This is a genomic window from Spirosoma sp. KUDC1026 (assembly GCF_013375035.1).
In the GTDB taxonomy this organism is placed as follows: Bacteria; Bacteroidota; Bacteroidia; order Cytophagales; family Spirosomataceae; genus Spirosoma.
Genome location: NZ_CP056032.1, coordinates 1,340,557 through 1,360,722, shown reverse-complemented (window position 1 = coordinate 1,360,722; position 20,166 = coordinate 1,340,557). Strand labels below are relative to the sequence as shown.

Below are 20,166 nucleotides of genomic sequence, written 5' to 3'. Positions count from 1 at the left end.
CTCCGCCTATGCTTACCACTTTGACCAACCGAATTGCCAGACTGGATTCGCACCACCGGGTTTTAATTGCCCTGGCGATGGCCGTCATCATGTTCTTTTTTTTCTCGGCAAATACCAGCCTGATCGTTCGTCTGATTCTTACGTGGCTCGTCTTCGCAGGTGCTACGCTGGGTATGATGTGGCTGAGTATTGTGCTGGTTCATCCCCGGGACTCTCCGCGCTTATCCCAGCTGGAAGATTCAAGCCGGACGTTGATTCTGGTCTTGGTGGTCTCGGCTGCAGTAACCAGCCTGCTTGCCGTAATAGCCATGCTAGGGCACTCGACCGATACGAACCAGGCAGCGCATACAACGCTGGCCATATTCACCGTGATTGGCTCGTGGGCACTGGTCCATACGATTTTTACACTGCGCTACGCTCATTTGTATTACGGCAGCGATCTGGACCCGGCAAAACGCCCCGGCGGGCTCGACTTTCCCCATGAGCCCGAACCGGACTATCTGGATTTCGCTTATTTCTCGTTTGTGATCGGCATGACCAGCCAGGTTTCCGACGTAGCCATCGGGTCAAAGCCCATGCGCCGAACTGCCCTGATTCACGGCGTGCTGTCGTTTGCCTTCAACGCCGTAATCATCGCGCTGACCATCAGCGGCCTTTCCAGTATGCTTTAGTTCCGGCGACTACTACGGCCTTGTTTCTTGGCCTTCTCAGCCTGTTCTTTTTCGTATTCGTCGCGCTGTCGCTTATCAGAGATGAGGGTACGATACAGACCATTCAATACGTAGATGTCATCAACTTCATCAATCAGCAGATGGAGTTGCTCACGGACTTGATTAATATTCATTGCAAAAATCTGGATTGTATTTTATACCTGAAACAACTCATCCAGTGTCATTACAGTTGCAAAACCTTCTTGGCGAAGTCCCATAGCCAGCGGTTTATCGCGCGTGAGCAATGGAACATTCATCTCGATAGCCAACGCAACGTAGCTTACGTCTTTGGGGTCAATGAACCGGCATAAACGGAAAGCCTGGTAATAACTCTGCGTGGATACGAGCATGTTTGGCACAATCGTAAGATTGTTAAAGATGGCCAATGTGAACCTGCTAAACGTATCCTTATCCAATCGGGTCCGCTTCATAATGCGTTCCTGATAAAGCTGAACTTACTCTAGAGCAAAGTCAGGTAGATAGATTTGATTATCGGTGATGAAATGCAGATAGTGGTCGTGCCCGCTTATCAGGAATGAGAAAAGTACGTTCGCATCAATAACAAACGTACGAGCCGAAGAAGTCATGCGTCAGGGGTCAATAGTCGTTGATCAGTCGAACGCTTCGGGAGGTAGCTTATCCCGAATTTTATATTTGTACTTGTCCCAGGAGGCCTGTCTGGCTTCTTCTGCTACCTCTTCCCAATCAACACCTGCTTCCTGAATAGCCTTATGAATTTCCTGCGCCTGAATACTCAGTTCTTCAAGAAGCAGGAGTCTTTCCAGTTTGGCAGCAATGGCCTTTGGATCACCGTACCGGGCGATCGTTTCGTCGCTGACGCTGATCTCGATCGTTCTCATAAGGCTCTATTATTGTCGTTTACCAAATATAACGTAACCAGGCTCTTTTTTGCTCAATGAAAAAAGAAATACCCCAGCCCGATGCCAGCAATGACGCCAATCAGATCGGCCAATAGACCGGCGACAATGGCATAACGGGTTTTTTTGATACCGACCGAGCCGAAATACAGCGCCACGATGTAAAACGTTGTATCGGCAGCGCCCTGAAAAATGCAGCTCAGGCGGCCGACGAATGAATCCGGGCCAAACTCTTTCATGGCGTCGATCATGAGTGCCCGCGACGCACTGCCGCTTAGCGGACGCATCAACGCAACGGGCAGGGCATCCGTAAAGTCCGTGTTGACGCCCGTCAGTCCAATGACGTATTTCATGCCATCAACTACGTAGGTCATTGCTCCCGAATTGCGGAAGGCGCCAATCGCGACCAGCATACCTACCAGGTACGGAATAATGCGCACAGACGTTTCAAAACCGGCTTTGGCACCTTCAATAAACGTATCAAACACGTCGATACGCTGCCGGATCGCTCCGATCAGAAACGTCACGACGATACTCATTAAAACAACATTCCCCGTCACTTTGGAAAAGGTTTCCAATTGTTCTTTCGGCAACTGACCCAGGTACCAAAGCGCCAGGCCGAGGAAAGCTGTTACGCCCCCAATGCCACCCAGCACGGTCAGGTTAAACAGGTTGAGCCGCTGCTTAATCCCCACGATCAGAATGCTCGCAACAGTGGCTACGTATGTCCCGATGAGGCAGGGAATAAACACATCCGACGGATCAGCAGCCCCCAAAATGGCCCGTTGCGCCATGATGCCGAGCGGAATAATCGTCAGGCCCGACGTGTGCAGCACCAGAAACATGATCTGCGCATTGCTGGCCGTGTCTTTGGTTGGGTTTAGCTCCTGTAAGCTTTGCATAGCTTTCAGACCAAAGGGCGTGGCTGCATTGTCCAGACCAAGCATATTGGCCGAAAAGTTCATGATCATTTGCCCGTTGGCAGGATGATCTTTCGGCACTTCCGGGAAGAGTTTATTGAAGAATGGCCCGATTATGCGCGCTATCGCGCCGATAGCGCCAATTTTTTCGGCAATATTCAACAGGCCGAGGAAAAAGGTCATGACACCCGCTAGGGGCAGTGCTATATCCATCACCGCCACTTTCGACGAATCGAACAACCCTTCGACAATAATCCTGAAAATTTCGGTGTCGCCGAAAACAATCAGCTTAAAAAGCGCTACAATGAACGCCACAACAAAAAAAGCAACCCAGATGTAGTTTAACGCCACGGTCTAAAAAGCGAGTGAGCAAACGAGCGATGGCCTTTACGATCGCCAAATGCTGTAAGTTTACGCATCATCCGCTAGAAAATGTACATCTGAATCATCTAAACGCATGAAGTTCCTATTTCTGATACGACCCAATCGCCTGCTGATGCGTGTTTCATTGGCCTCGCTCTTTCTATCTTTCGCTCTTTCAACGATTGCCCAGCCCAAGCTTGAAAAGGCGATGATTAAACAGGGACTGGTTGATGTGCAGACCGTTGACCCCAGTATTCTGGTGGAGTTGAAATATTCCACAACCGATAATTTCGTCGGCAAGGATGTGTACGACGACCTGACGCGGGCTTATCTACAACCTATGACTGCCAGGAAGCTCGCCAACGCCAGTAAGTATCTGCAGGAGAAGCACCCGAACCTTCGGTTACTGGTATATGATGCCGCCCGGCCCCGGGAAGCCCAGTGGAAACTCTGGAACGCCCTCCCCAACATGCCGGAATCGGAGCGTCAGAAATACGTAGCCGATCCACGCAAAGGTTCTATTCACAACTACGGCTGCGCCGTTGACCTGACGGTCGCCAATAAAGATGGAGGCCCGCTGGATATGGGTACCAAGTACGATTTCTTCGGCGAACTGGCTTACCCTTCGCGGGAAAAAGAATTACTGGCTGCCGGCAAGCTCACGCAAAAGCAGATTGACAATCGCCAGATCTTACGTGATGCAATGTTGAAAGCCGGTTTCAGCCGCATCGAATTCGAGTGGTGGCATTTCAACTCGATCTCGCGCGAGAAAGCCAAAATGGCCTTCCGGATTGTTGAGTAGGAAACGAAGGGGTACGCTGGTTCTCTAAAACCACACCCTCATCATTTGCTGGTTCAGTTCAATCACCTGGGCATTTTCCAATTCTGATAAGTGAGCCAGTTGTGCTGCATATTCCAGGCACGCTTGTATGTCTTCGGTTTCAAGGCCGGGGTAGTCTTCCCGCAGTTCAGGCCATGATGCTCCACCAGCGAGCAATTCTAGCACAGTCGTGACAAGCAACCGGGAACCCCTAGTCGTTGGCTTACCATGACAAACTGTTGGGTCGATCGTAATACGGGAAGACGTAGACTTTTCTTTTTCTAAAATTACCTCAAAACACCAGGTTATCAATCAGCCGTGTCTGGCCCAGGTACGCAGCAATACAGATGGCGGTCTGACCGGGAGCCAGGACTTCAACAACGGGCTGTAAGGTTTCGGCATTAACGGTTTCGACGTATTCCAGTCGGAAACCAGGTCGGCTACTGAAATACCCGGTCACAGACGCCCGAGCCTGCGCCGGACTTTGCCCTTCCAGCAGCAATTCATGCGCCATTGTCAGGGCCGCGTAGATGGCCGGTGCCTGTTCCCGTTCTTCGGCGGTGAGGTTCCGGTTTCGCGACGAGAGGGCCAGGCCATCGGCTTCACGTACCGTTGGGCAGACAACCAGTTCAATCGGAAAACTCAGGTCGCGAATAAGCCGGCGAATGACAGCGACCTGCTGCAGATCCTTTTGACCAAAATAGGCCCGGTCGGGCTGGACTAGATTGAACAGCTTCGCCACCACGATACCGACGCCGTTGAAATGCCCCGGCCGGAAGGCACCTTCCATCACCGTTTCCAGGTCACCAAAACTCAGTTTCATTATGGGCGACTCAGGATATATTTCCTCCACCGCCGGCGCAAAAACAATATCGCAGCCGGCCGCTTCCAGCTTCTGACAATCGTCTTCCAGCGTACGCGGGTAGCGTGCCAGGTCGTCAGGGTTGTTAAACTGCACCGGGTTCACGAAGATGCTACTCACTACACTATCGTTCTCCTGCCGGGCTTTCTGGATCAGGGCAACGTGGCCTTCATGCAGCGCGCCCATAGTTGGAACGAGGGCAATTTTCTGGCTTGCACGGTCGGTGCTCAGGTGCTTACGCAGGTCGGCTATAGTCGAAAAGCGAATCATAAAGTTGTTGATAAAGCTCAATTCGGCAACATACGGAAGTAACCGTACGGTTCACAGGGTATGCATCCAATTATTGCCTTTTTTTGAGCTTTTTTGCACAAATCTTATTGAAATACGGGATTTTTTTGTATAATTTTGCAAGTTTTTTAGGTCTCTCAGACAACACACTCCTCCCGTTTTATGAGCAAACTTCGTATCCTTTACGTTGCCAGCGAAATTAATCCTTTCCTGAAAACGTCCGACGTCGCCGATTTCGTCCGCAAACTGCCACAGGCTATGCAAGAGCGGGGCATGGAAATTCGTATCCTGGTGCCGCGATTCGGGCTGATTAATGAACGCAAAAACCGGTTACACGAAGTAGTGCGGTTGTCAGGTATTAATATTGCCGTGGGTGACGAAGAGAAGCCACTCATCATTAAGGTTGCTTCGATTCCAACGGCCAAGTTACAGGTCTACTTTATCGATAATGAGGACTACTTCCAGCGGAAGTATGTTTTCCACGACAAAGAAAACCGGTTTTACGACGATAACGACGAACGGGCTATTTTCTTCTGCAAGGGAGCGCTCGAAACCGTCAAGAAATTAGGCTGGGCACCCGACATCGTTCACTGCAACGACTGGATGACGGCGCTGATTCCGCTCTATCTGAAAACAACCTACAAAAACGACCCAATGTTCAAGGACACCAAGTCGGTTTTCACGGTGTATAATAACGCATTTGAGCACCGTTTCGAAGGCGATATCCTCGAAAAGGCGCGCATGATGGACATCGACGATTCGATGCTGGCCGAACTGAAAACGGCTGATTTCCCCGGCTTCATCCGGATTGGCTGTACGTATGCCGATGCGGTTGTCCGGGCGGAAGAAGAATCGAGCGAGAGCCTGAACGCTATCCTGAATGACCTGCCCGAACACAAGTTTGAGGCCGAAGATGAGGACGTTACCGAACGGTATTACAATCTCTACACGCAACTGGCTGGTTAATCGGCTTTCGCCTGAATTTATCACCGCGTATTTCGCAGCAACACAACCACACAAAAAGCCGGACATCCGGCTTTTTGTGTTTCTTTACCTACCGTAAAACTCGTTTACGTTTAAACCTATGATCTGCCCTGTGCAGACACCTAAAAACTATGTGTGGTATTGTTGCATACGTCGGACACCAGGACGCCTGTCCGCTAGTCCTGAAAGGCCTGAAACGGCTTGAATACCGGGGCTACGACAGCGCGGGCATCGCGCTGATGAACCGGGGCGGCCTCCGGGTCTACAAAAAGAAAGGCAAAGTAGCGGCCCTGGAACAGGAGCTGGTCAACAAAGAAACCAGTTCCACGATTGGGATGGGCCACACCCGCTGGGCCACCCACGGCGAACCAAACGATGTGAACGCCCACCCGCACTATTCGTTTCACCGCAAACTGGCCATCATTCACAATGGCATCATTGAGAACTACGCGGCTATCAAGCAGGCGCTGCAGAAAAAAGGGCATACGTTCCAGAGCGAAACCGATACGGAAGTTCTGGGCCAGTTTATCGAGGACATCTGGGAAAACAACCCTGGCAGTTCGCTGGAGGACGCCGTTCGGCTGGCCTTGCAGGAAGTTGTTGGTGCCTACGCCATCGTAGTCATGAGCGAAGCCGATCCAACCCAGCTGATTGCGGCCCGGAAAGGCTCACCGCTGGTGATTGGTGTGGGCGAGAACGAGTTCTTTCTGGCATCCGACGCTACGCCCATTGTTGAGTACACCAAGGACGTCATCTACCTCAACGATTACGAAATTGCGGTCATCAACAACGGCGTTCTCAAAGTCGTTACGCTTGATAACACGACCACAACCCCCTACGTCCACAAGATCGAGCTGGAGCTGGAAGCCATCGAAAAAGGCGGCTTTGACCATTTCATGCTCAAGGAGATTTTCGAGCAGCCCCGTTCCATCGCCGACTCCATGCGCGGACGCGTACAGGCCGACGCCGGTACCCTGCAATTGGGTGGTCTGCGCGATTACCTGGACAAACTGGCAAAATCGCAGCGGATCGTTATCGTTGGCTGTGGTACGTCCTGGCACGCGGGCCTCGTTGCCGAGTACATTTTTGAGGAACTGGCCCGGATTCCGGTCGAGGTGGAGTACGCATCTGAATTTCGCTACCGCAACCCGATCATTAACGAAGGCGACATTGTCATTGCCATTTCGCAATCGGGCGAAACGGCGGATACATTAGCGGCTATTGAACTCGCCAAATCGAAGGGGGCTACCATCTTCGGCGTTTGCAACGTAGTGGGTTCATCCATTGCCCGCGCTACCCACGCCGGAGCTTATACGCACGCGGGTCCGGAAATTGGCGTAGCCAGTACGAAAGCCTTCACCGCGCAGGTAACGGTTCTGACGCTGATGGCACTGGCGGCTGCCCGGCGGAGAGACATGATCTCCGAGTCGCTGTTCCGGCAGTTGCTGGTTGAGCTGGAGAGTATTCCGGCTAAGGTAGAGAAAGTACTGCAGGCGGCCGACAGGATTAAGGAGATTGCCTACATCTTCACCTACGCCCGTAACTTCATCTACCTGGGTCGTGGGCTTAATTTCCCGGTAGCGCTGGAGGGCGCCTTGAAGCTGAAAGAAATCAGCTACATCCACGCTGAAGGGTATCCGGCCGCCGAGATGAAACACGGCCCCATTGCGCTCATCGACGAAGATATGCCCGTGGTTGTGCTGGCCACGAAAGATTCGTCCTACGAAAAAGTCGTGTCGAACATTCAGGAGGTGAAAGCGCGGAAAGGTCGCGTCATTGCCATCACAACCGAAGGCGATACGCACCTACCCAGTATGGTCGATTTCACCATCGAAATACCGAACGTCCACGAAATGCTGATGCCGCTGGTATCGGTCATCCCATTGCAGTTGCTGGCGTACGACATTGCCGTGATGCGCGGGCGTAACGTCGATCAACCCCGCAATCTGGCCAAGTCGGTTACGGTTGAATAAACACGACATGCTTATTGGCAGGCCTGGGCTTCGGTCCAGGCCCTGTCCGATAACTTCGCTGAAAGCTGACCAATAGACTGGGGTAATCTCTCACCAGATCCAAATGCGAACGAACCCCACTCCCGGTGATACGTCTTCTTGCCAGTAGTAATATCCAGACTATAAGCAAACATATCGCAGCATTCCGGCTCCGCTTTTTCCGGCAGGCGTTTATAATCCGTTGCGTTGAAATCAGCGAGTAGGGTTCGCCAGTCAGTATACGAGATTACTTTCTCGCATTGATACGATTGAAAGCGTTGCTGCGTATCATTCAGCGTGAGCTTATAGGAAACTCCGGCAAAGCCGCCACTCTGCCCATAGACCAGTTGCGTAACAGCTTCGGGGTTTACGTCGTCGGGGCGGCAGCTCAACAGACCAACGAGCAGGATCAGTATCGGAACAACTTTCATTATGCGTATTTTTCTCTGTAAGACCCCGCTCAATTCCAAACAGTTGGTAGCCTCAGGAACAAAAAAACGCGCGGCTCCAACTCCATTAAATTGAGCTTCTTTTTCGCTGGTTCCCTGCCCCGATTACGTGCTTTTTTACGCTAGTGTTATTAATCCGTCCGGCAGCCTAAAATCATCACCAACCTCTTTGGCGTTCAGTGCTTTATTGCGTATCTTTATTACCCTTTTACAGCAACAAACACTTACTAATGACATCAAGTACATGACCATTGGTCATTACATTGGTGCCTGATCTTTATGAAGCGAGGACGTAATAATCCCAGTCAATTACAGATTGATTTTCTGGCGGCTTTCCGGCGTATGCTGGTCAGTCTGGGAAGCGCGAACAATCTTCCCGTTAATGAGAGCCTGTTCATGCGCATGACCGATCAGTGGGAGCGCGCTCAGGTTATTCCCGCCGACTTACTGTTCCAGAAAAGCCCCGTCGAAGCGGTGGTTTTTCGCCTGAAAAAGAGTGAGCAGGAAGCCGGGACCGAGCGATTCCGTTTCCCGAACGAACTCATTGCCGGTGAGATTCGGGGTGAGCAGGGCCTGACGGGTTTCTCGGCCATGTTCCGGGAGCAGGGCTGGCTGATTCTGCCCGCCGAACTATCGCCGATGTACAAGAATCTTTTCCTGAACATTCTGACAGCGGCCATCGGTCTGGAACACCTGTATCCAACCCGGTCAGAATTACTGATTGAAGCGGAACGGGCGGCTCTGGCGGCTATGCTGCCCGAGGACGAGATTCGTAAATTCTTCGGCCTGAAACTATCCCGTTTCCCGGACAGCTTCCGCAACGAAGTGTCAACTTATTTCAACCTCCCGTTCGACTACGTATTGAAACGGGCTCATCACGCCGGTTTTGTTTCGGATCAGGTCATGGACGATTTCCGCACCAATGCAGCAGCGCCCCGCACCACTACGTTACGTCGGGCGCAGAGCAATCGAGCAGCCTGATTCAGTCATCAACAAAATGTCAAAACGCCGACCTGTCTACTTGATAGGTCGGCGTTTTGGCGTCTGCTGGTAGCATCTGTTATTAGTTGCCCTCACCGGCGTCGATGCCGTGAGATATGCTTGTTCGGCCAGGCAACTCATTTTAAATGAAACTCATACGATAAATTAGTAACTTGTAAGTGCCGACAGTCTGGACGGCTGCCCGTTCGTCAATCATCAGAAAAACAGGGGATTTATGAACACACAGCCGTTTTTAGCCATTTAGCTAAGGACGCTTGTAATTCGTGCCCGGCGATTAATTTTGTTTTTTAAACGGTCCCTGCTCGTTTAGTCATACTTTTTGCTACGGCTAAAAATACCCGAATCAGGTAGTTATAATACCGTTTCGTAACCCATTCTATGAAGCAACTGTCTATTCTTTTTTTCCTGCTTGGCAGCCTGGTCGCCCATGCTCAGATCAATATGGCCGGACTGGTTGTCGACGAGCAATACCAGCCCATCAAGGGGGCAACAATTACCATTCGGGGACTGCCAACGAGTACACAGACTGACGCTGATGGGCGGTTTATGCTGACGACATCGGCTAGTTTACCGCTAACGCTTTTTGTCTCCTACACCGGCTACCGCCGGCAGGACATCAGCGTTCAGGGGAGTAATTTCCGGAGCATTTCGGTGCGAATGGTGAAGGATATTGACGTAGAAGGCAATCTGGTTACCGCTGCCAGTCGCGTTCCGGAAGAATTACTTTCGGCCCCTGTTACAATTGAAAAACTCACTTCGCAGGATTTTGCCAATTCTCCCTCGCCAAGCTCGTTTGGCACTCTGCAGTACACGAAAGGCGTTGATTTGATGACGAATAGTATGCTGTTCAGTTCGGTCAACGTGCGGGGTTTTGGCTCGCCGGGTAACACCCGACTGGTGCAGCTCACCGATGGCATGGATAATCGGTCGCCGGGGCTGGGCTTCGGCTTTGGCAACGTAGCGGGCCTGCCCGATCTGGATGTTGAAACTATCGAGTTGGTTTCCGGTGCGGCCTCGGCGCTTTACGGTCCCGACGCTATGCAGGGGCTGCTTTCGACTACGAGTAAAAGCCCGTTTACGCACCAGGGTCTGAGCGCTCAGATGATGGTTGGCATGAACAATCTGAGCAAGGGAAATTTTGGTCCCAAAGGGTACGCCAATTATGGTTTTCGCTACGCGACCCGGCTGGGCGAGCGGTTTGCGTTCAAGGTAAACTTTCAACGTATAACCGGTACCGATTTCATTGCCGACGATTATGCCGATCGTTCCGTCCGCTCCCGGCCCGGCTTTTTCAGCACCAACCCCGACCAGGGTGGGCTGGCAACCGGCGTCAGCTACGTACCTAATAACAACGCGATTACCAACTTCCAGTTCGACGCCGTTAACCGCTACGGTGACGACATCAATGCGGGCGGTTTGTACACCTTCCCCCCCAACTACGCCAACGCCCTGCTACGGAATCAATCGGTTACGCGATCGGGCTATAGCGAGATCGATCTAATAGGCAATAACGGGAAGGTATTTAATAACCGTGCCAATGCTTCGCTGCATTACAAACTGGGACGTAGTGTCGAAGCATCGCTGGGCTGGTATTACGGCAACGGCAACCTTATCAGCACTGGAAACTACCGGAATTATTTTCCCAGCTACGAGCGGCATCAGTTCAAGGCCGAACTGAAAGGCAACAATTTCTTTCTGCGGGCCTACACAACCCAGCAGCAGGGCGAAGGCTGGAATATTGGTCAGACGGCCGTCGCAATCAACAATGCCTGGAGCCCGCTGAACCAGTGGGCGTCGCAGTTCGGTCAGGTATACGTCGAGAACAAAGTGAGCGTTGGCGAAGCCCGTAACCAGGCCGATCGAAACCGTTACCTGCCCGGCTCTGCCAATTTCCGATCGGCGCGCGACGGCATAACGAGCGTGTACAACACCGAACGAAGTGCGCTGCTCGATACGACCGGCACCCGCTTCCGCGACAACTCGGCGCTGTATCACTACGAGGGCATGTATAATTTCTCGTCCCTGTTCAACGATGCCCTCGACCTGACCATCGGTGGCAACATTCGGCAGTACTCGCTGTACACGGGCGGCACGCTCTTTGCGCTCCAGCCCGACGGCACCGAGTACACAGTCAGCGAACAGGGAGCCTATATCCAGGCAGGTAAAGCGCTGGAGTTTGGCGAAACGATTACGTTCAAACCAATGGCGTCGATCCGGTACGACAAAAACCAGTACGTTGAGGGTGTGTTTTCGCCCCGCTTATCCGGAGTGCTGAGCCTGGGCAATCATCATTTTCGGGGATCCTGGCAATCGGCTTTCCGGAATCCAACGCCGGTTGAACTGTTTGCCTTGCCCGCCACGGGTATTTCTGGAGACGTTGGTGGTTTGCCCTCAACTGCGCAGGCAGCCCGGTTACTGGCAAGCCCCGGCTACCTGCCTGCCGACGTAACGAGCTACGTATCTGGTACGCTTACGGCCAGCCAGCTCCAGAGCCGGGCGTACGTACCAGCGCCGTTTAAACCCGAGCGACTCAATACCTGGGAAGTTGGCTACCGTACGCAGCTTGACGACAAACTGTACGTTGATGCGTACTACTTCGCCAGTCGCTATACCGACCTGATTATGCAGCAAACGATTTATCAGCTCAACACGGGCAGTCAGTTAACGGCCTTTCGCAGTACAACCGCGGCTCAGGCCTATCGCACCCTGCAGGTCTATCAAAACAGTCCCAACAATGTGTTTGTCAATGGCGGTGGAATCAGCCTCTCGTATAAGCTTGGCGCCGATTTTACGCTGAGTGGAAATTACGCATTTCAGAAGGGCTCTATTACGTTACGCGATGTGCAGGGCAACGTTCTACGGGATCAGTCGGGTACGCCGGTTGTGAAACGGAGTCTGAATGATGCTGCAGTGATGCAGACCGGCCGTACTTATTTCAATACACCTGATAGCCGATACAGCATTAGTCTGAGCAACCCACACCTGACCAACCGGCTGGGTGCATCACTCGTCTACCGCTGGACCAGCCGCACCTGGTATGAGCAGGGGATTACGCAGGGAGACGTCTGGCTTCCCGCCTGGTCGACTCTTGATGGGCAGATCTCCTACCGCGTCCCCGCGCTTCAGTCAACGCTTAAACTCGGCGCTACGAATATGCTGAATACGTACTACGCGCAGGGCTACGGCCTCGCCCGGATTGGTGGACTCTATTACCTGAGCTGGACTTTTGATGAACTGATTCGGTAATCCTGGCTACTGATTTCGGCGACGCCCGGTTTCAAATCCGCCATTATCTACCAGATTTATCGCTGTAGTTTCAATCACCATGATGGTGTAGGAATACGTCAACTATCTGCCGCAAATTCAACCGAAACTTCGTCGCCGTGACTCGACTACGGGTTACTGGTTGGCTTTCGGAGCACACTGGTTATACAGACGGATACGGGGGTGGAGTGCCTGATAGCCCAGGCCAGTTCGTACGAAATGACGTTTTTACGTTTCTCGAACAAGTTGACCCTAACGCGGCTATTCGCTCAACATTGCGGCTACGTCCGCGCGTTAGCCAGGTCGCGTCCCCATAACTCATATTCCGCGACCGCCGTCTGCTGCTTCTTTGGGCTCAACGAGCAAAACACCTGCTCATACGAGCCAATCGGTCTGTAGATCGAAACCGGCAACACTCGTTTTCAGCTCAGATGAGCAGCCAACGACCCCGAGAGTGCAAGATTGCTGAAACGGGCAACAACTCGCCCACCTTTCCCCCCTGCCGGTTGGGATGCTTTGCGTACCTGAGCGGCCTGCCTACTGTCACCCGAAAGCGAAGCTCTTAAGCTCTTATTCTACTACTATGTTTGTCGCTTGTCGAGCTGTTAACCGCCAACCATCCTTTGTCTTAATCCATACGTCGGTATAGCGTCGGGTTACTTTCTTGCCGGCGTTGTTGGTAGCCTTCTCTGGCGTAACAATCTCCTTACCCATAGCAATACCTAGATTCTGGGTCAGGGTAACTTTTTCAACGATCCGCTCAACGCTGGAGTAATCAATCTTACCTTCTTTGATGAAGCCTATAATCTGATTTACCGTCACAACCTGATTGTAAGGATTATTGACCACATAATCTTTTGACCAGAGTTTAAACAGCGTAGCGGTATCCCCTTTATGAACAGCTTCTAATTCCAGCTGCTCTAATTGTCTGATTTCAGTTTCTGTCCGCGACTGACTAAATGATTCAGTTGCGAGCAGGAGGAAAAAGATGGCAAGTAGTTTTTTCATTGTAAAAGAAGATAGAAGATATACAAAATAAAAGCCCAACATCAGCAGGTATCAGTGGTGGGCAAGCTGATCGAACGCAGGTGGGCTAAATCTTTATAGACCTATTCGGTTCAACTGCGTACCAGATACTAATCTGGACAGTGCGAAGCCAAACTACGTACCTAATCGATGAAGATCAATTCAGTTTACTGATCGGTTGAGTTATCGAGGAGCGGGGCCTATCGGACGGAACGTACCTGACTGGTTGGCTGTCCTGCTGAAAAGTGCGGGGTGTCAACCGAAGCCACCTAACGTAGCAAAGCTAGCCTTGTCAACCAAGTGCGGGGTGTCGCATGAAGCCGCCGAACGCGCACTGCATTGAAGACCACCTAACCCCGCTAGGGGTCGATGGCTGCAGAGACCGCTTCAAACAATAAACGAGTTGCCTGCCTTTACACCCCTGTCTGGATGTACTGTTAAATTGCAACCAATTGATAATCAATTACCGTTCAAAAAGGCAATTTGACAGTTCTTCTGGGTTCGTTCGTGAGCAAACACGGTAGCGGTTGGGCTGCACCTCTCCTCCAGGGGCGAGCAACCTGTCGCCCGACAAACCGCAATGAACGACAGATAGCAAAGAAAGCCAAAAAATTGTAGCTTCGTGGAAACGTTCATTCATGATGGAAGAAAATCTTCTGGCTCGTGTCACACTTAATCCCGCCGTTAGTCAAGGCAAGCCAACCCTGCGCAATATGCGCTTCACGGTGGCCCAACTGCTCGAACTGCTGGCTGCGGGTATGACCCATCAAGAAATCTTAGCTGATTATCCTTACCTGGAAGAAGCTGATATTCAAGCCGCTTTACTCTATGCGGCTCATATTGCCAACGCCCGTAGTATCGTAGCGTTGCCATTAGCGTCTTAATCACTCGTGTTCAAGTTTCTGGTCGATACCCAGCTACCGCCCATGCTGGCAACTTATCTGCGCTGGAAGGGCGCGGACGCCATTCACACGACCCACTTTCCCGAAGGTCATCTGTTGCAGGATGCAGACATTTCCCAGATAGCTCTGCAAGATGATCGTATTATTGTGACTAAAGACTCCGACTTTCCCGATGCGTTTTTTCTCAAAGGGGCACCGCCCCGGTTGGTTTATCTGCGCTTAGGCAACATGCGTAATCGGGAGTTGACCGCTTTTCTTGAAACTCGCTGGGCTTTACTGGAAGAATTGTTAGCTCAAAATGTCGGTATGCTGGTCGTGAGTCAGCAGCAACTAATCAGTTATTAATGAAAGCTGACCCACTTGGGGCGATTCACGTGTCAACCGAAACTGGCCAACGAACCTAAACCGTCCTAACCGGGGCGTCTGCTCTGTCAACAGAGACCCACGAATGGAAGCCCAAAGTATCCTGTCGAACCGTGCTGACTGTCGACCGAAGCTCGACCACTACGTTGTCTTTTAGCCTGTCTTTTTCACCCAGCGAACACGAAGGTTGATGGCGAAGAAGTTACTCACAGTTACGAACGTACTCTCGACCTTTACACCCCTGTCTGGATGTACTGTTAAATTGCAACCAATTGATAATCAATTACCGTTCAAAAAGGCAATTTGACAGTTCTTCTGGGTTCGTTCGTGTGCGAACACGGTGGCGGTTGGGCTGCCAGCTTTCCTCACCGGCGAGCTTCCTGTCACCGGGAAGCTGCCTTGCACGAAGTGCATTCAGTGGGACAATGATTCTTACGTTGGTATTCCTAATCTAACGAACTAATAATAAGTTTTTTTTCATTGTCGCTAAACGGTCGCCAAAGTTGTTTAAAGTTATCCCAAGAAAAATTTTGTTCCTCTAAGCAATGATTATATTCGGTTACTAAACGTTCAGTGACAATCTCGATTGTCTTGCCTAAACCTGAAGCATTTTGTGTAATATAAAGCGTTTTTTCGCCGTCAGATTTACTGAATGAAGTTTCTTTTGATAGATAACGCATACAAAAATCTTTACGATCTAAACCAACAACGTACTGATAAATATTCGGACATAATTGAATCACGGCAACTTGATCCAATTCAGAATTTATAATGTTTGCAAGTAATGTTTCAATGCTATCTTTATCTAATTGGAAAGAATCATCGATTAATGAATTGGCACCCAGTATATAGGGAATGGTTAAACCGAAATCTATCAATCGTTTTTGCTTATAATTTCTAATCAGTTTATACCAAAAATCAGGGTAAACATCTGTCATATTTAAAAACATTTACATGTTGCCGCCAACATCTTGAAGACCCGCGCGAAGCTTTCTGCTACGTTCCAAAAAATTATTCCTTCAACTCGCCTGATAGGGACGCTTCTCGTGTCGCACGCTACGCTCTAAACCCACTTTTTGCTTCCTAATCAGGGCGTTTCCCGTGTCAACCGCGCCACTAAAAGCGGCCTAACTCAAGCATGCCCTTTATCAACCGAAGCTGACCAACGAACCAAACAGTTCGCCTGTCGAGACGTGAAAGTTGTCGCACGGAGCCTGCAAACACGCTTTTCGACCTGTCTGGCGCACCCAACGCCCACACGAGGGCTAATAGGTGATGAAACCACTTCAAACCACGAACTAAGTGTCATCCTTTTCACCCTCGCCTTTGTTGGGCTGTCAGCCTAGCTTGGCGGCCTTCTTCCTGTCGCCAAAAAGCCAGCCCACTCAGAGCGAACGAATTACATATTGTCGATGGTAGGACATTTGGAAAACGTCAGGCAAATATTTGTACAAATGCCAAGTAGAATTATAAATGTCGAGTTTAGGACTGTCAGCCACACTATTACCAGTACTATGTTAGCAGGTGACATTTTATTCCTTTTTGCCAAGTTTGTCCTTAATCTCTTTGATAAATTCAGAGTATGATTCATTGTCAAAATATTTTGAGATATACTCTTTTAGTAAGTTTTGCCTTTGTATAGGTGAAACCTTTCTCATGAGAATCATCTCAACATCAAAATATAGTTTATCCGTCACCTCCATTCCTTGTGTTGCTTCAATTAATTGCTTGTCTGATTTTTCTGATTTAATAATCTCTTTAATTTTAAAGAAGCCAAAAATATTAGGTCTTAAAAGTACTATTTTTAAATTTTCGTAATGTTCTTTATTTAATATCTGTTTTGTATGAAGGTCATCTTCAAAGACAAATATTTGCTCTTGAATTTCACTTTGTAATTTAGAAATCAGGCTCTTTGACATAACAGCACCACCTAAAGCAATAATATTAACTTTATCATACCCAATTCTTTCAGGCAATTGCTTTTCTTGTATTAAAAGGTCGAATAATATTTCTTCCATTTTACCTTCTACATAAATAGAAAGTTCGGTAGCTGTCGTCTGAACTGCTGGCGATTTGTCCCTCTTTACTTTTTCAAATTGTTTATAGTAAGAGTTTATGCCGTTAATTCTACGTGCTCGTTTAAATAATGGTATCCAAGAATTTGCGTCGCTCCATATTATAGGCAATGTCGTATTTGGTGTATTGAAGTCAAATGCAATTAATCCACCAATTTGTCCAAACCCGAAAGGTTGTTTTGGGTAGGCGATTTTTCCATAATACTCAATTCGTGACTTTAATCTTTCCCTTTCTTCATATGTCAATCCTTGAAAAAATCTACCATCTAAATCTATAGCTGTGTCTTTAGTTGAATATTCGATCGCTGAAAATGTGTACGCTTTTGTTTCTTCTTCAATTTTTCTAATTCCATCTTTCATTCCGCATACTGTCAATAGAAATATATTTTTTACTCCAAATGGTGTTACTTTTTCAGTAAGTTTTGTAATTTCCTTTGTAGCCTGAAAGCCTGTTGAGAGTATATCGTCCATTAAAACAATGTTTTCAATATCACCTGTTTCTATCAATTCATCATTTTCGTTGAAATTTTCTTCAGATAGTTCATTGATTACTCTGAAATGATAACTTATCATTGAACCACTTTTTCCATTATTGCCAAGGCCTGCAAAGAGAGTGTTTTTATGAGTTATTTTTGTCCCTTTCTCAATTGATTTGCGAATAAGTTTTGAATATGCAATTGTCAAAGCATTTTTAACATCACCAAAATTGAGAAAGTTAATATTAGCAATTATTCTAATGGCCAAATCATAATCTTCTGCGTCAAATTGCAGAATCCACTTTACAACATCATCAAATGGGATAGAACTTTTCCAAGAGTTATGAATTTCTTTAACTTGGTCCAATTTATCTATTAATCTTTCTGGGTATCTCATTGTAACTTTTATTTTTTATGTGGCGATATGCTTGCTACTAACTCGCAGATTGCCTTACTTTTAATACAAAATACGCATTTCTCGTTTTATATTGCTGAAGTATTTTACGCTTCTGCACCAGGTCGTTTGCCCTGTCGTCGAGTACCAGACCTTGAAACCAAAACCTCACCTTGTCAAGCGTTTACCTTGTCACCAGGAAGCTTAACTTGAAAGCTTGGACCCGCCTAATCTCGACGGGTCTTCTGTCGACCGAAAGCCACCTTATATGCCCGTTTTAGTGATGCACCCAACGACCCCATGTGTTGATGGCGAGGAACGAGCTTTTACACACATGGCCGGTTGGGCTGAAAATGCTGACCTCGTGGCCTGCTTCCTGTCGCCCGTGACCTGCCCACGCGGAGCGGACTACAACGCACTTATCCATTTTGACAAATGTTCTGTTGTAAAAATCACTCTGTTAACCAAAACTTTGCTTTCCATGTCGCCAGCAACCGATAGCACTCATTTTAGCGTTGAACACGCCGACTTTCACTCAATTGACCACTTAAAATTTGTGTTTAGCCAAGCTGACAAACGATTGGATGATAGCCATAAAACATTTGATGCGACCACTACAAAAACTATTACGCTCATCACATTGGCAGTTGCCTTGTTGTCAGGAATGGCAGCCTATTTTTTTGCCAACAATGATTTTTCCGGCTCGTTCAGCCCAAAATTGGGGACAGTGCTAATTCTATGCGCCTATATCTACTACATTCTGGCGGTGCTGATTAGAAATATTTTGCCGCATAATTACCAGCCCAGTGGCAGTTTGCCCAGTTTACTTTTGACTAAAAGCCCCTTTGAAGAACAAACGAAGGAAAACGAAGAATTACACTTAAAAGACGTTTACTACTCTGAACTGCTAAACTACGACTTCAGAATTAAACATAACTTTTCTATCAATGCACCTCGTTTAAAGCGTATTGGTTTAGCAATTTGGCTTTTTGCCGGATTCCCTTTATTGGGACTATTGCTTTACGGTGTTATCTCCGCTCTGTCTGCGTAGACTTCTCGCTTTTCTGTTCCTGTTGACTTGTATCAACACGAACCCGTTGCCTGTCAGGTTGCGGTTGAATGGTTTGTGGTGTCGGTGGTGGGGCTTGCTGTTGACCTTGATTGCCTGAGTTTGATTCGTTGTTTTGCATTTGTTTATCCCACAGGGGCGTTTGTATTGTCACATGAAACCTACTGAACGAACAAAAAAGCCTAACTTCTGAGATGCGCTTCCTGTCGACGAGAAACGACTCCACGCGGAGCGGCTAATTAATTTATAAGTCGTCTCCATTTGTTCATATAGTCGTAGTTCGACCAGTAATCTTGTAAAGTAGAAGGCGATAACGTTGTTGGGTTTTCAGCAAAGCTCCACAGCTCTTCAGGATGATCTTCTAAAATCTTTAATGCTCGATAAAAAATATTTGAGCTTCTGATTTCGATTCCTGTCTCTTTGTTATTATCAATGCGCCATTTGGAAGCTTTATCTGAGTTCCATATATCAGTATGGCCTGCTACTATAATAAATCTGAATCGACCAACCGCGCCAAAAATCCTTCTTTTTTCAGCAGGATTTTCATCGAAATATCTACGCCAAGATTTTACTTGCTCAAATGCATGATTGAGTTTCTGTGTCGGTTCATAATCTCTGGTGAAGAGTTCAATATTTGGTTTTTCTATCTCTACTAACACCCATTCAGGGCCGTCAGAATTATCGTTTAACCAAGCAAAATCACATCGAAGCCCGCCACCAAAATTAACTTCATGAAATACTGGCTGAATACCGTATTTACGGCTATACAGCTCATAAAACATGAAGGAATTGTTCTTCAATGTTGCTAAAAGTTTCAATTCCGAGTTCTCATCAAACGCAACATTAAGATCATTGCACGATTTCTCTAAATCCCAAGTCGCTAAAATTTCCTCTTTTTCCATTTAGAATTTCGTCTCGCCAAACTAATTTAGTGCTTACCCTGTCAGCCGTAAGTTACCCTACTTGTCAGGCTAACTTGCTCAGGCGTTTGGCCTGTCAAAGGGAGTTGCCTAATAAGCATAAACTGCTCAGTCGCGAGACGTACAAGTTGTTATACAGACGACCGCACACGGGCTTTTTTAATGCTTCAGCCGGATCACCCAACATATTATTATACGCAAAGTCGCGGAACTACAAAACGTTCACTGTGAGCATTTTTTAGTTCCGTGATAGGTCTAATGCTCAACTGAATTGGTAGGCTTGTGGTTATCGTTCAAAGTAAACCCAATGGGTCATCGTTTCCAAACGAGAATCGCATTTTTACGTCATGAACAGAACGGTTGTTGACCCTGAATTGATTATCCGGTGCTAGGACATTGACGGCTATCCG

21 protein-coding genes are annotated in these 20,166 nt (G+C 48.6%); 9 read left to right on the top strand and 12 right to left on the bottom strand.

Annotated elements, in window-relative coordinates; translation table 11 throughout:
- Positions 1-8: 8 nt before the first annotated feature.
- Positions 9-671 (top strand): DUF1345 domain-containing protein, encoded by a 663-nt coding sequence (locus HU175_RS05760; protein WP_176565678.1) that lies wholly within the window; start codon positions 9-11, stop codon positions 669-671.
- Here HU175_RS05760 and HU175_RS05755 read toward each other — a convergent pair.
- Genes HU175_RS05755 through HU175_RS05740 form a run of 5 tightly spaced genes read right to left on the bottom strand, consistent with a single transcriptional unit; the run spans position 668 to position 2,859 of the window.
- Positions 668-844: a hypothetical protein gene (locus HU175_RS05755; protein WP_176565677.1), complete on the bottom strand. Its 177-nt coding sequence runs from the start codon at positions 842-844 to the stop codon at positions 668-670. The genes HU175_RS05760 and HU175_RS05755 overlap by 4 nt on opposite strands.
- Positions 845-865: 21 nt before the next feature.
- Positions 866-1,141, bottom strand: a complete 276-nt coding sequence (locus HU175_RS05750; protein ID WP_176565676.1) for a PIN domain-containing protein — start codon at positions 1,139-1,141, stop codon at positions 866-868.
- Positions 1,142-1,165: 24 nt separating this feature from the next.
- Positions 1,166-1,297, bottom strand: coding sequence for a hypothetical protein (locus HU175_RS24935; RefSeq protein ID WP_255433117.1), 132 nt, complete (start codon positions 1,295-1,297; stop codon positions 1,166-1,168).
- 24 nt (positions 1,298-1,321) lie between these two features.
- Positions 1,322-1,570, bottom strand: a complete 249-nt coding sequence (locus HU175_RS05745) for a hypothetical protein (RefSeq protein ID WP_176565675.1) — start codon at positions 1,568-1,570, stop codon at positions 1,322-1,324.
- 53 nt (positions 1,571-1,623) lie between these two features.
- A complete protein-coding gene (locus HU175_RS05740) occupies positions 1,624-2,859 on the bottom strand; it encodes a nucleoside recognition domain-containing protein (RefSeq protein WP_176565674.1) in 1,236 nt (411 codons plus the stop codon).
- A gap of 106 nt (positions 2,860-2,965) precedes the next feature.
- Between HU175_RS05740 and HU175_RS05735 the strand changes: the two genes are divergently transcribed.
- Positions 2,966-3,673, top strand: a complete 708-nt coding sequence (locus tag HU175_RS05735; protein WP_228724334.1) for a M15 family metallopeptidase — start codon at positions 2,966-2,968, stop codon at positions 3,671-3,673.
- A 24-nt stretch (positions 3,674-3,697) separates the two neighbouring features.
- Here HU175_RS05735 and HU175_RS05730 read toward each other — a convergent pair whose 3' ends face one another.
- Positions 3,698-3,892, bottom strand: coding sequence for a DUF433 domain-containing protein (locus tag HU175_RS05730; protein ID WP_317167808.1), 195 nt, complete (start codon positions 3,890-3,892; stop codon positions 3,698-3,700).
- 91 nt (positions 3,893-3,983) lie between these two features.
- Positions 3,984-4,823, bottom strand: a complete 840-nt coding sequence (panC, locus tag HU175_RS05725; RefSeq protein ID WP_176565673.1) for a pantoate--beta-alanine ligase — start codon at positions 4,821-4,823, stop codon at positions 3,984-3,986.
- 180 nt (positions 4,824-5,003) lie between these two features.
- On the opposite strand from panC, the gene HU175_RS05720 reads away from it, so the two are divergent.
- Positions 5,004-5,807 (top strand): glycogen/starch synthase, encoded by an 804-nt coding sequence (locus HU175_RS05720; RefSeq protein WP_176565672.1) that lies wholly within the window; start codon positions 5,004-5,006, stop codon positions 5,805-5,807.
- Between the two features lie 149 nt (positions 5,808-5,956).
- The gene (gene glmS / locus HU175_RS05715; RefSeq protein WP_176565671.1) at positions 5,957-7,798 is read left to right on the top strand and encodes a glutamine--fructose-6-phosphate transaminase (isomerizing); all 1,842 of its coding nucleotides are present in this window, start codon (positions 5,957-5,959) and stop codon (positions 7,796-7,798) included.
- Positions 7,799-7,809: 11 nt separating this feature from the next.
- On the opposite strand, the gene HU175_RS05710 is transcribed toward glmS, so the two are convergent.
- Complete coding sequence (locus HU175_RS05710; RefSeq protein ID WP_176565670.1) at positions 7,810-8,247, bottom strand: hypothetical protein; 438 nt, start codon at positions 8,245-8,247, stop codon at positions 7,810-7,812.
- Positions 8,248-8,544: 297 nt separating this feature from the next.
- On the opposite strand from HU175_RS05710, the gene HU175_RS05705 reads away from it, so the two are divergent.
- Complete coding sequence (locus HU175_RS05705) at positions 8,545-9,246, top strand: hypothetical protein (RefSeq protein ID WP_176565669.1); 702 nt, start codon at positions 8,545-8,547, stop codon at positions 9,244-9,246.
- Between the two features lie 399 nt (positions 9,247-9,645).
- A complete protein-coding gene (locus HU175_RS05700; RefSeq protein WP_176565668.1) occupies positions 9,646-12,513 on the top strand; it encodes a TonB-dependent receptor domain-containing protein in 2,868 nt (955 codons plus the stop codon).
- Positions 12,514-13,101: 588 nt separating this feature from the next.
- Here the strand turns inward: HU175_RS05700 and HU175_RS05695 are convergent.
- Entirely contained in the window at positions 13,102-13,539 is a 438-nt protein-coding gene (locus HU175_RS05695; protein WP_176565667.1) for a nuclear transport factor 2 family protein, read from the bottom strand.
- A gap of 656 nt (positions 13,540-14,195) precedes the next feature.
- Between HU175_RS05695 and HU175_RS05690 the strand changes: the two genes are divergently transcribed.
- Together HU175_RS05690 and HU175_RS05685 are read left to right on the top strand one after the other, a co-directional pair.
- Complete coding sequence (locus HU175_RS05690) at positions 14,196-14,441, top strand: DUF433 domain-containing protein (protein ID WP_317167794.1); 246 nt, start codon at positions 14,196-14,198, stop codon at positions 14,439-14,441.
- A gap of 6 nt (positions 14,442-14,447) precedes the next feature.
- On the top strand, positions 14,448-14,804 hold the full coding sequence (locus HU175_RS05685) for a DUF5615 family PIN-like protein (protein ID WP_176565666.1): 357 nt from the start codon (positions 14,448-14,450) through the stop codon (positions 14,802-14,804).
- A gap of 464 nt (positions 14,805-15,268) precedes the next feature.
- Here the strand turns inward: HU175_RS05685 and HU175_RS05680 are convergent, their stop codons facing one another.
- Positions 15,269-15,760 carry a hypothetical protein gene (locus tag HU175_RS05680; RefSeq protein ID WP_176565665.1) on the bottom strand — a complete coding sequence of 164 codons (492 nt, stop codon included), beginning with the start codon at positions 15,758-15,760 and terminating at the stop codon, positions 15,269-15,271.
- Positions 15,761-16,354: 594 nt separating this feature from the next.
- Positions 16,355-17,770 carry a hypothetical protein gene (locus tag HU175_RS05675; RefSeq protein WP_176565664.1) on the bottom strand — a complete coding sequence of 472 codons (1,416 nt, stop codon included), beginning with the start codon at positions 17,768-17,770 and terminating at the stop codon, positions 16,355-16,357.
- 265 nt (positions 17,771-18,035) lie between these two features.
- Between HU175_RS05675 and HU175_RS05670 the strand changes: the two genes are divergently transcribed.
- Entirely contained in the window at positions 18,036-18,818 is a 783-nt protein-coding gene (locus HU175_RS05670) for a hypothetical protein (protein WP_176565663.1), read from the top strand.
- Positions 18,819-19,075: 257 nt separating this feature from the next.
- On the opposite strand, the gene HU175_RS05665 is transcribed toward HU175_RS05670, so the two are convergent.
- A complete protein-coding gene (locus HU175_RS05665; RefSeq protein ID WP_176565662.1) occupies positions 19,076-19,738 on the bottom strand; it encodes a Shedu anti-phage system protein SduA domain-containing protein in 663 nt (220 codons plus the stop codon).
- Positions 19,739-20,166: the final 428 nt, after the last annotated feature.

Coding starts and splice junctions, on each gene's coding strand:
- HU175_RS05760 (WP_176565678.1), top strand. CDS start 9: ATGCTTACCACTTTGACCAACCGAATTGCCAGACTGGATTCGCACCAC.
- HU175_RS05755 (WP_176565677.1), bottom strand. CDS start 844: ATGAATATTAATCAAGTCCGTGAGCAACTCCATCTGCTGATTGATGAA.
- HU175_RS05750 (WP_176565676.1), bottom strand. CDS start 1,141: ATGAAGCGGACCCGATTGGATAAGGATACGTTTAGCAGGTTCACATTG.
- HU175_RS24935 (WP_255433117.1), bottom strand. CDS start 1,297: ATGACTTCTTCGGCTCGTACGTTTGTTATTGATGCGAACGTACTTTTC.
- HU175_RS05745 (WP_176565675.1), bottom strand. CDS start 1,570: ATGAGAACGATCGAGATCAGCGTCAGCGACGAAACGATCGCCCGGTAC.
- HU175_RS05735 (WP_228724334.1), top strand. CDS start 2,966: ATGAAGTTCCTATTTCTGATACGACCCAATCGCCTGCTGATGCGTGTT.
- panC (WP_176565673.1), bottom strand. CDS start 4,823: ATGATTCGCTTTTCGACTATAGCCGACCTGCGTAAGCACCTGAGCACC.
- HU175_RS05720 (WP_176565672.1), top strand. CDS start 5,004: ATGAGCAAACTTCGTATCCTTTACGTTGCCAGCGAAATTAATCCTTTC.
- glmS (WP_176565671.1), top strand. CDS start 5,957: ATGTGTGGTATTGTTGCATACGTCGGACACCAGGACGCCTGTCCGCTA.
- HU175_RS05710 (WP_176565670.1), bottom strand. CDS start 8,247: ATGAAAGTTGTTCCGATACTGATCCTGCTCGTTGGTCTGTTGAGCTGC.
- HU175_RS05705 (WP_176565669.1), top strand. CDS start 8,545: ATGAAGCGAGGACGTAATAATCCCAGTCAATTACAGATTGATTTTCTG.
- HU175_RS05700 (WP_176565668.1), top strand. CDS start 9,646: ATGAAGCAACTGTCTATTCTTTTTTTCCTGCTTGGCAGCCTGGTCGCC.
- HU175_RS05695 (WP_176565667.1), bottom strand. CDS start 13,539: ATGAAAAAACTACTTGCCATCTTTTTCCTCCTGCTCGCAACTGAATCA.
- HU175_RS05690 (WP_317167794.1), top strand. CDS start 14,196: ATGATGGAAGAAAATCTTCTGGCTCGTGTCACACTTAATCCCGCCGTT.
- HU175_RS05680 (WP_176565665.1), bottom strand. CDS start 15,760: ATGACAGATGTTTACCCTGATTTTTGGTATAAACTGATTAGAAATTAT.
- HU175_RS05675 (WP_176565664.1), bottom strand. CDS start 17,770: ATGAGATACCCAGAAAGATTAATAGATAAATTGGACCAAGTTAAAGAA.
- HU175_RS05670 (WP_176565663.1), top strand. CDS start 18,036: ATGCCCGTTTTAGTGATGCACCCAACGACCCCATGTGTTGATGGCGAG.
- HU175_RS05665 (WP_176565662.1), bottom strand. CDS start 19,738: ATGGAAAAAGAGGAAATTTTAGCGACTTGGGATTTAGAGAAATCGTGC.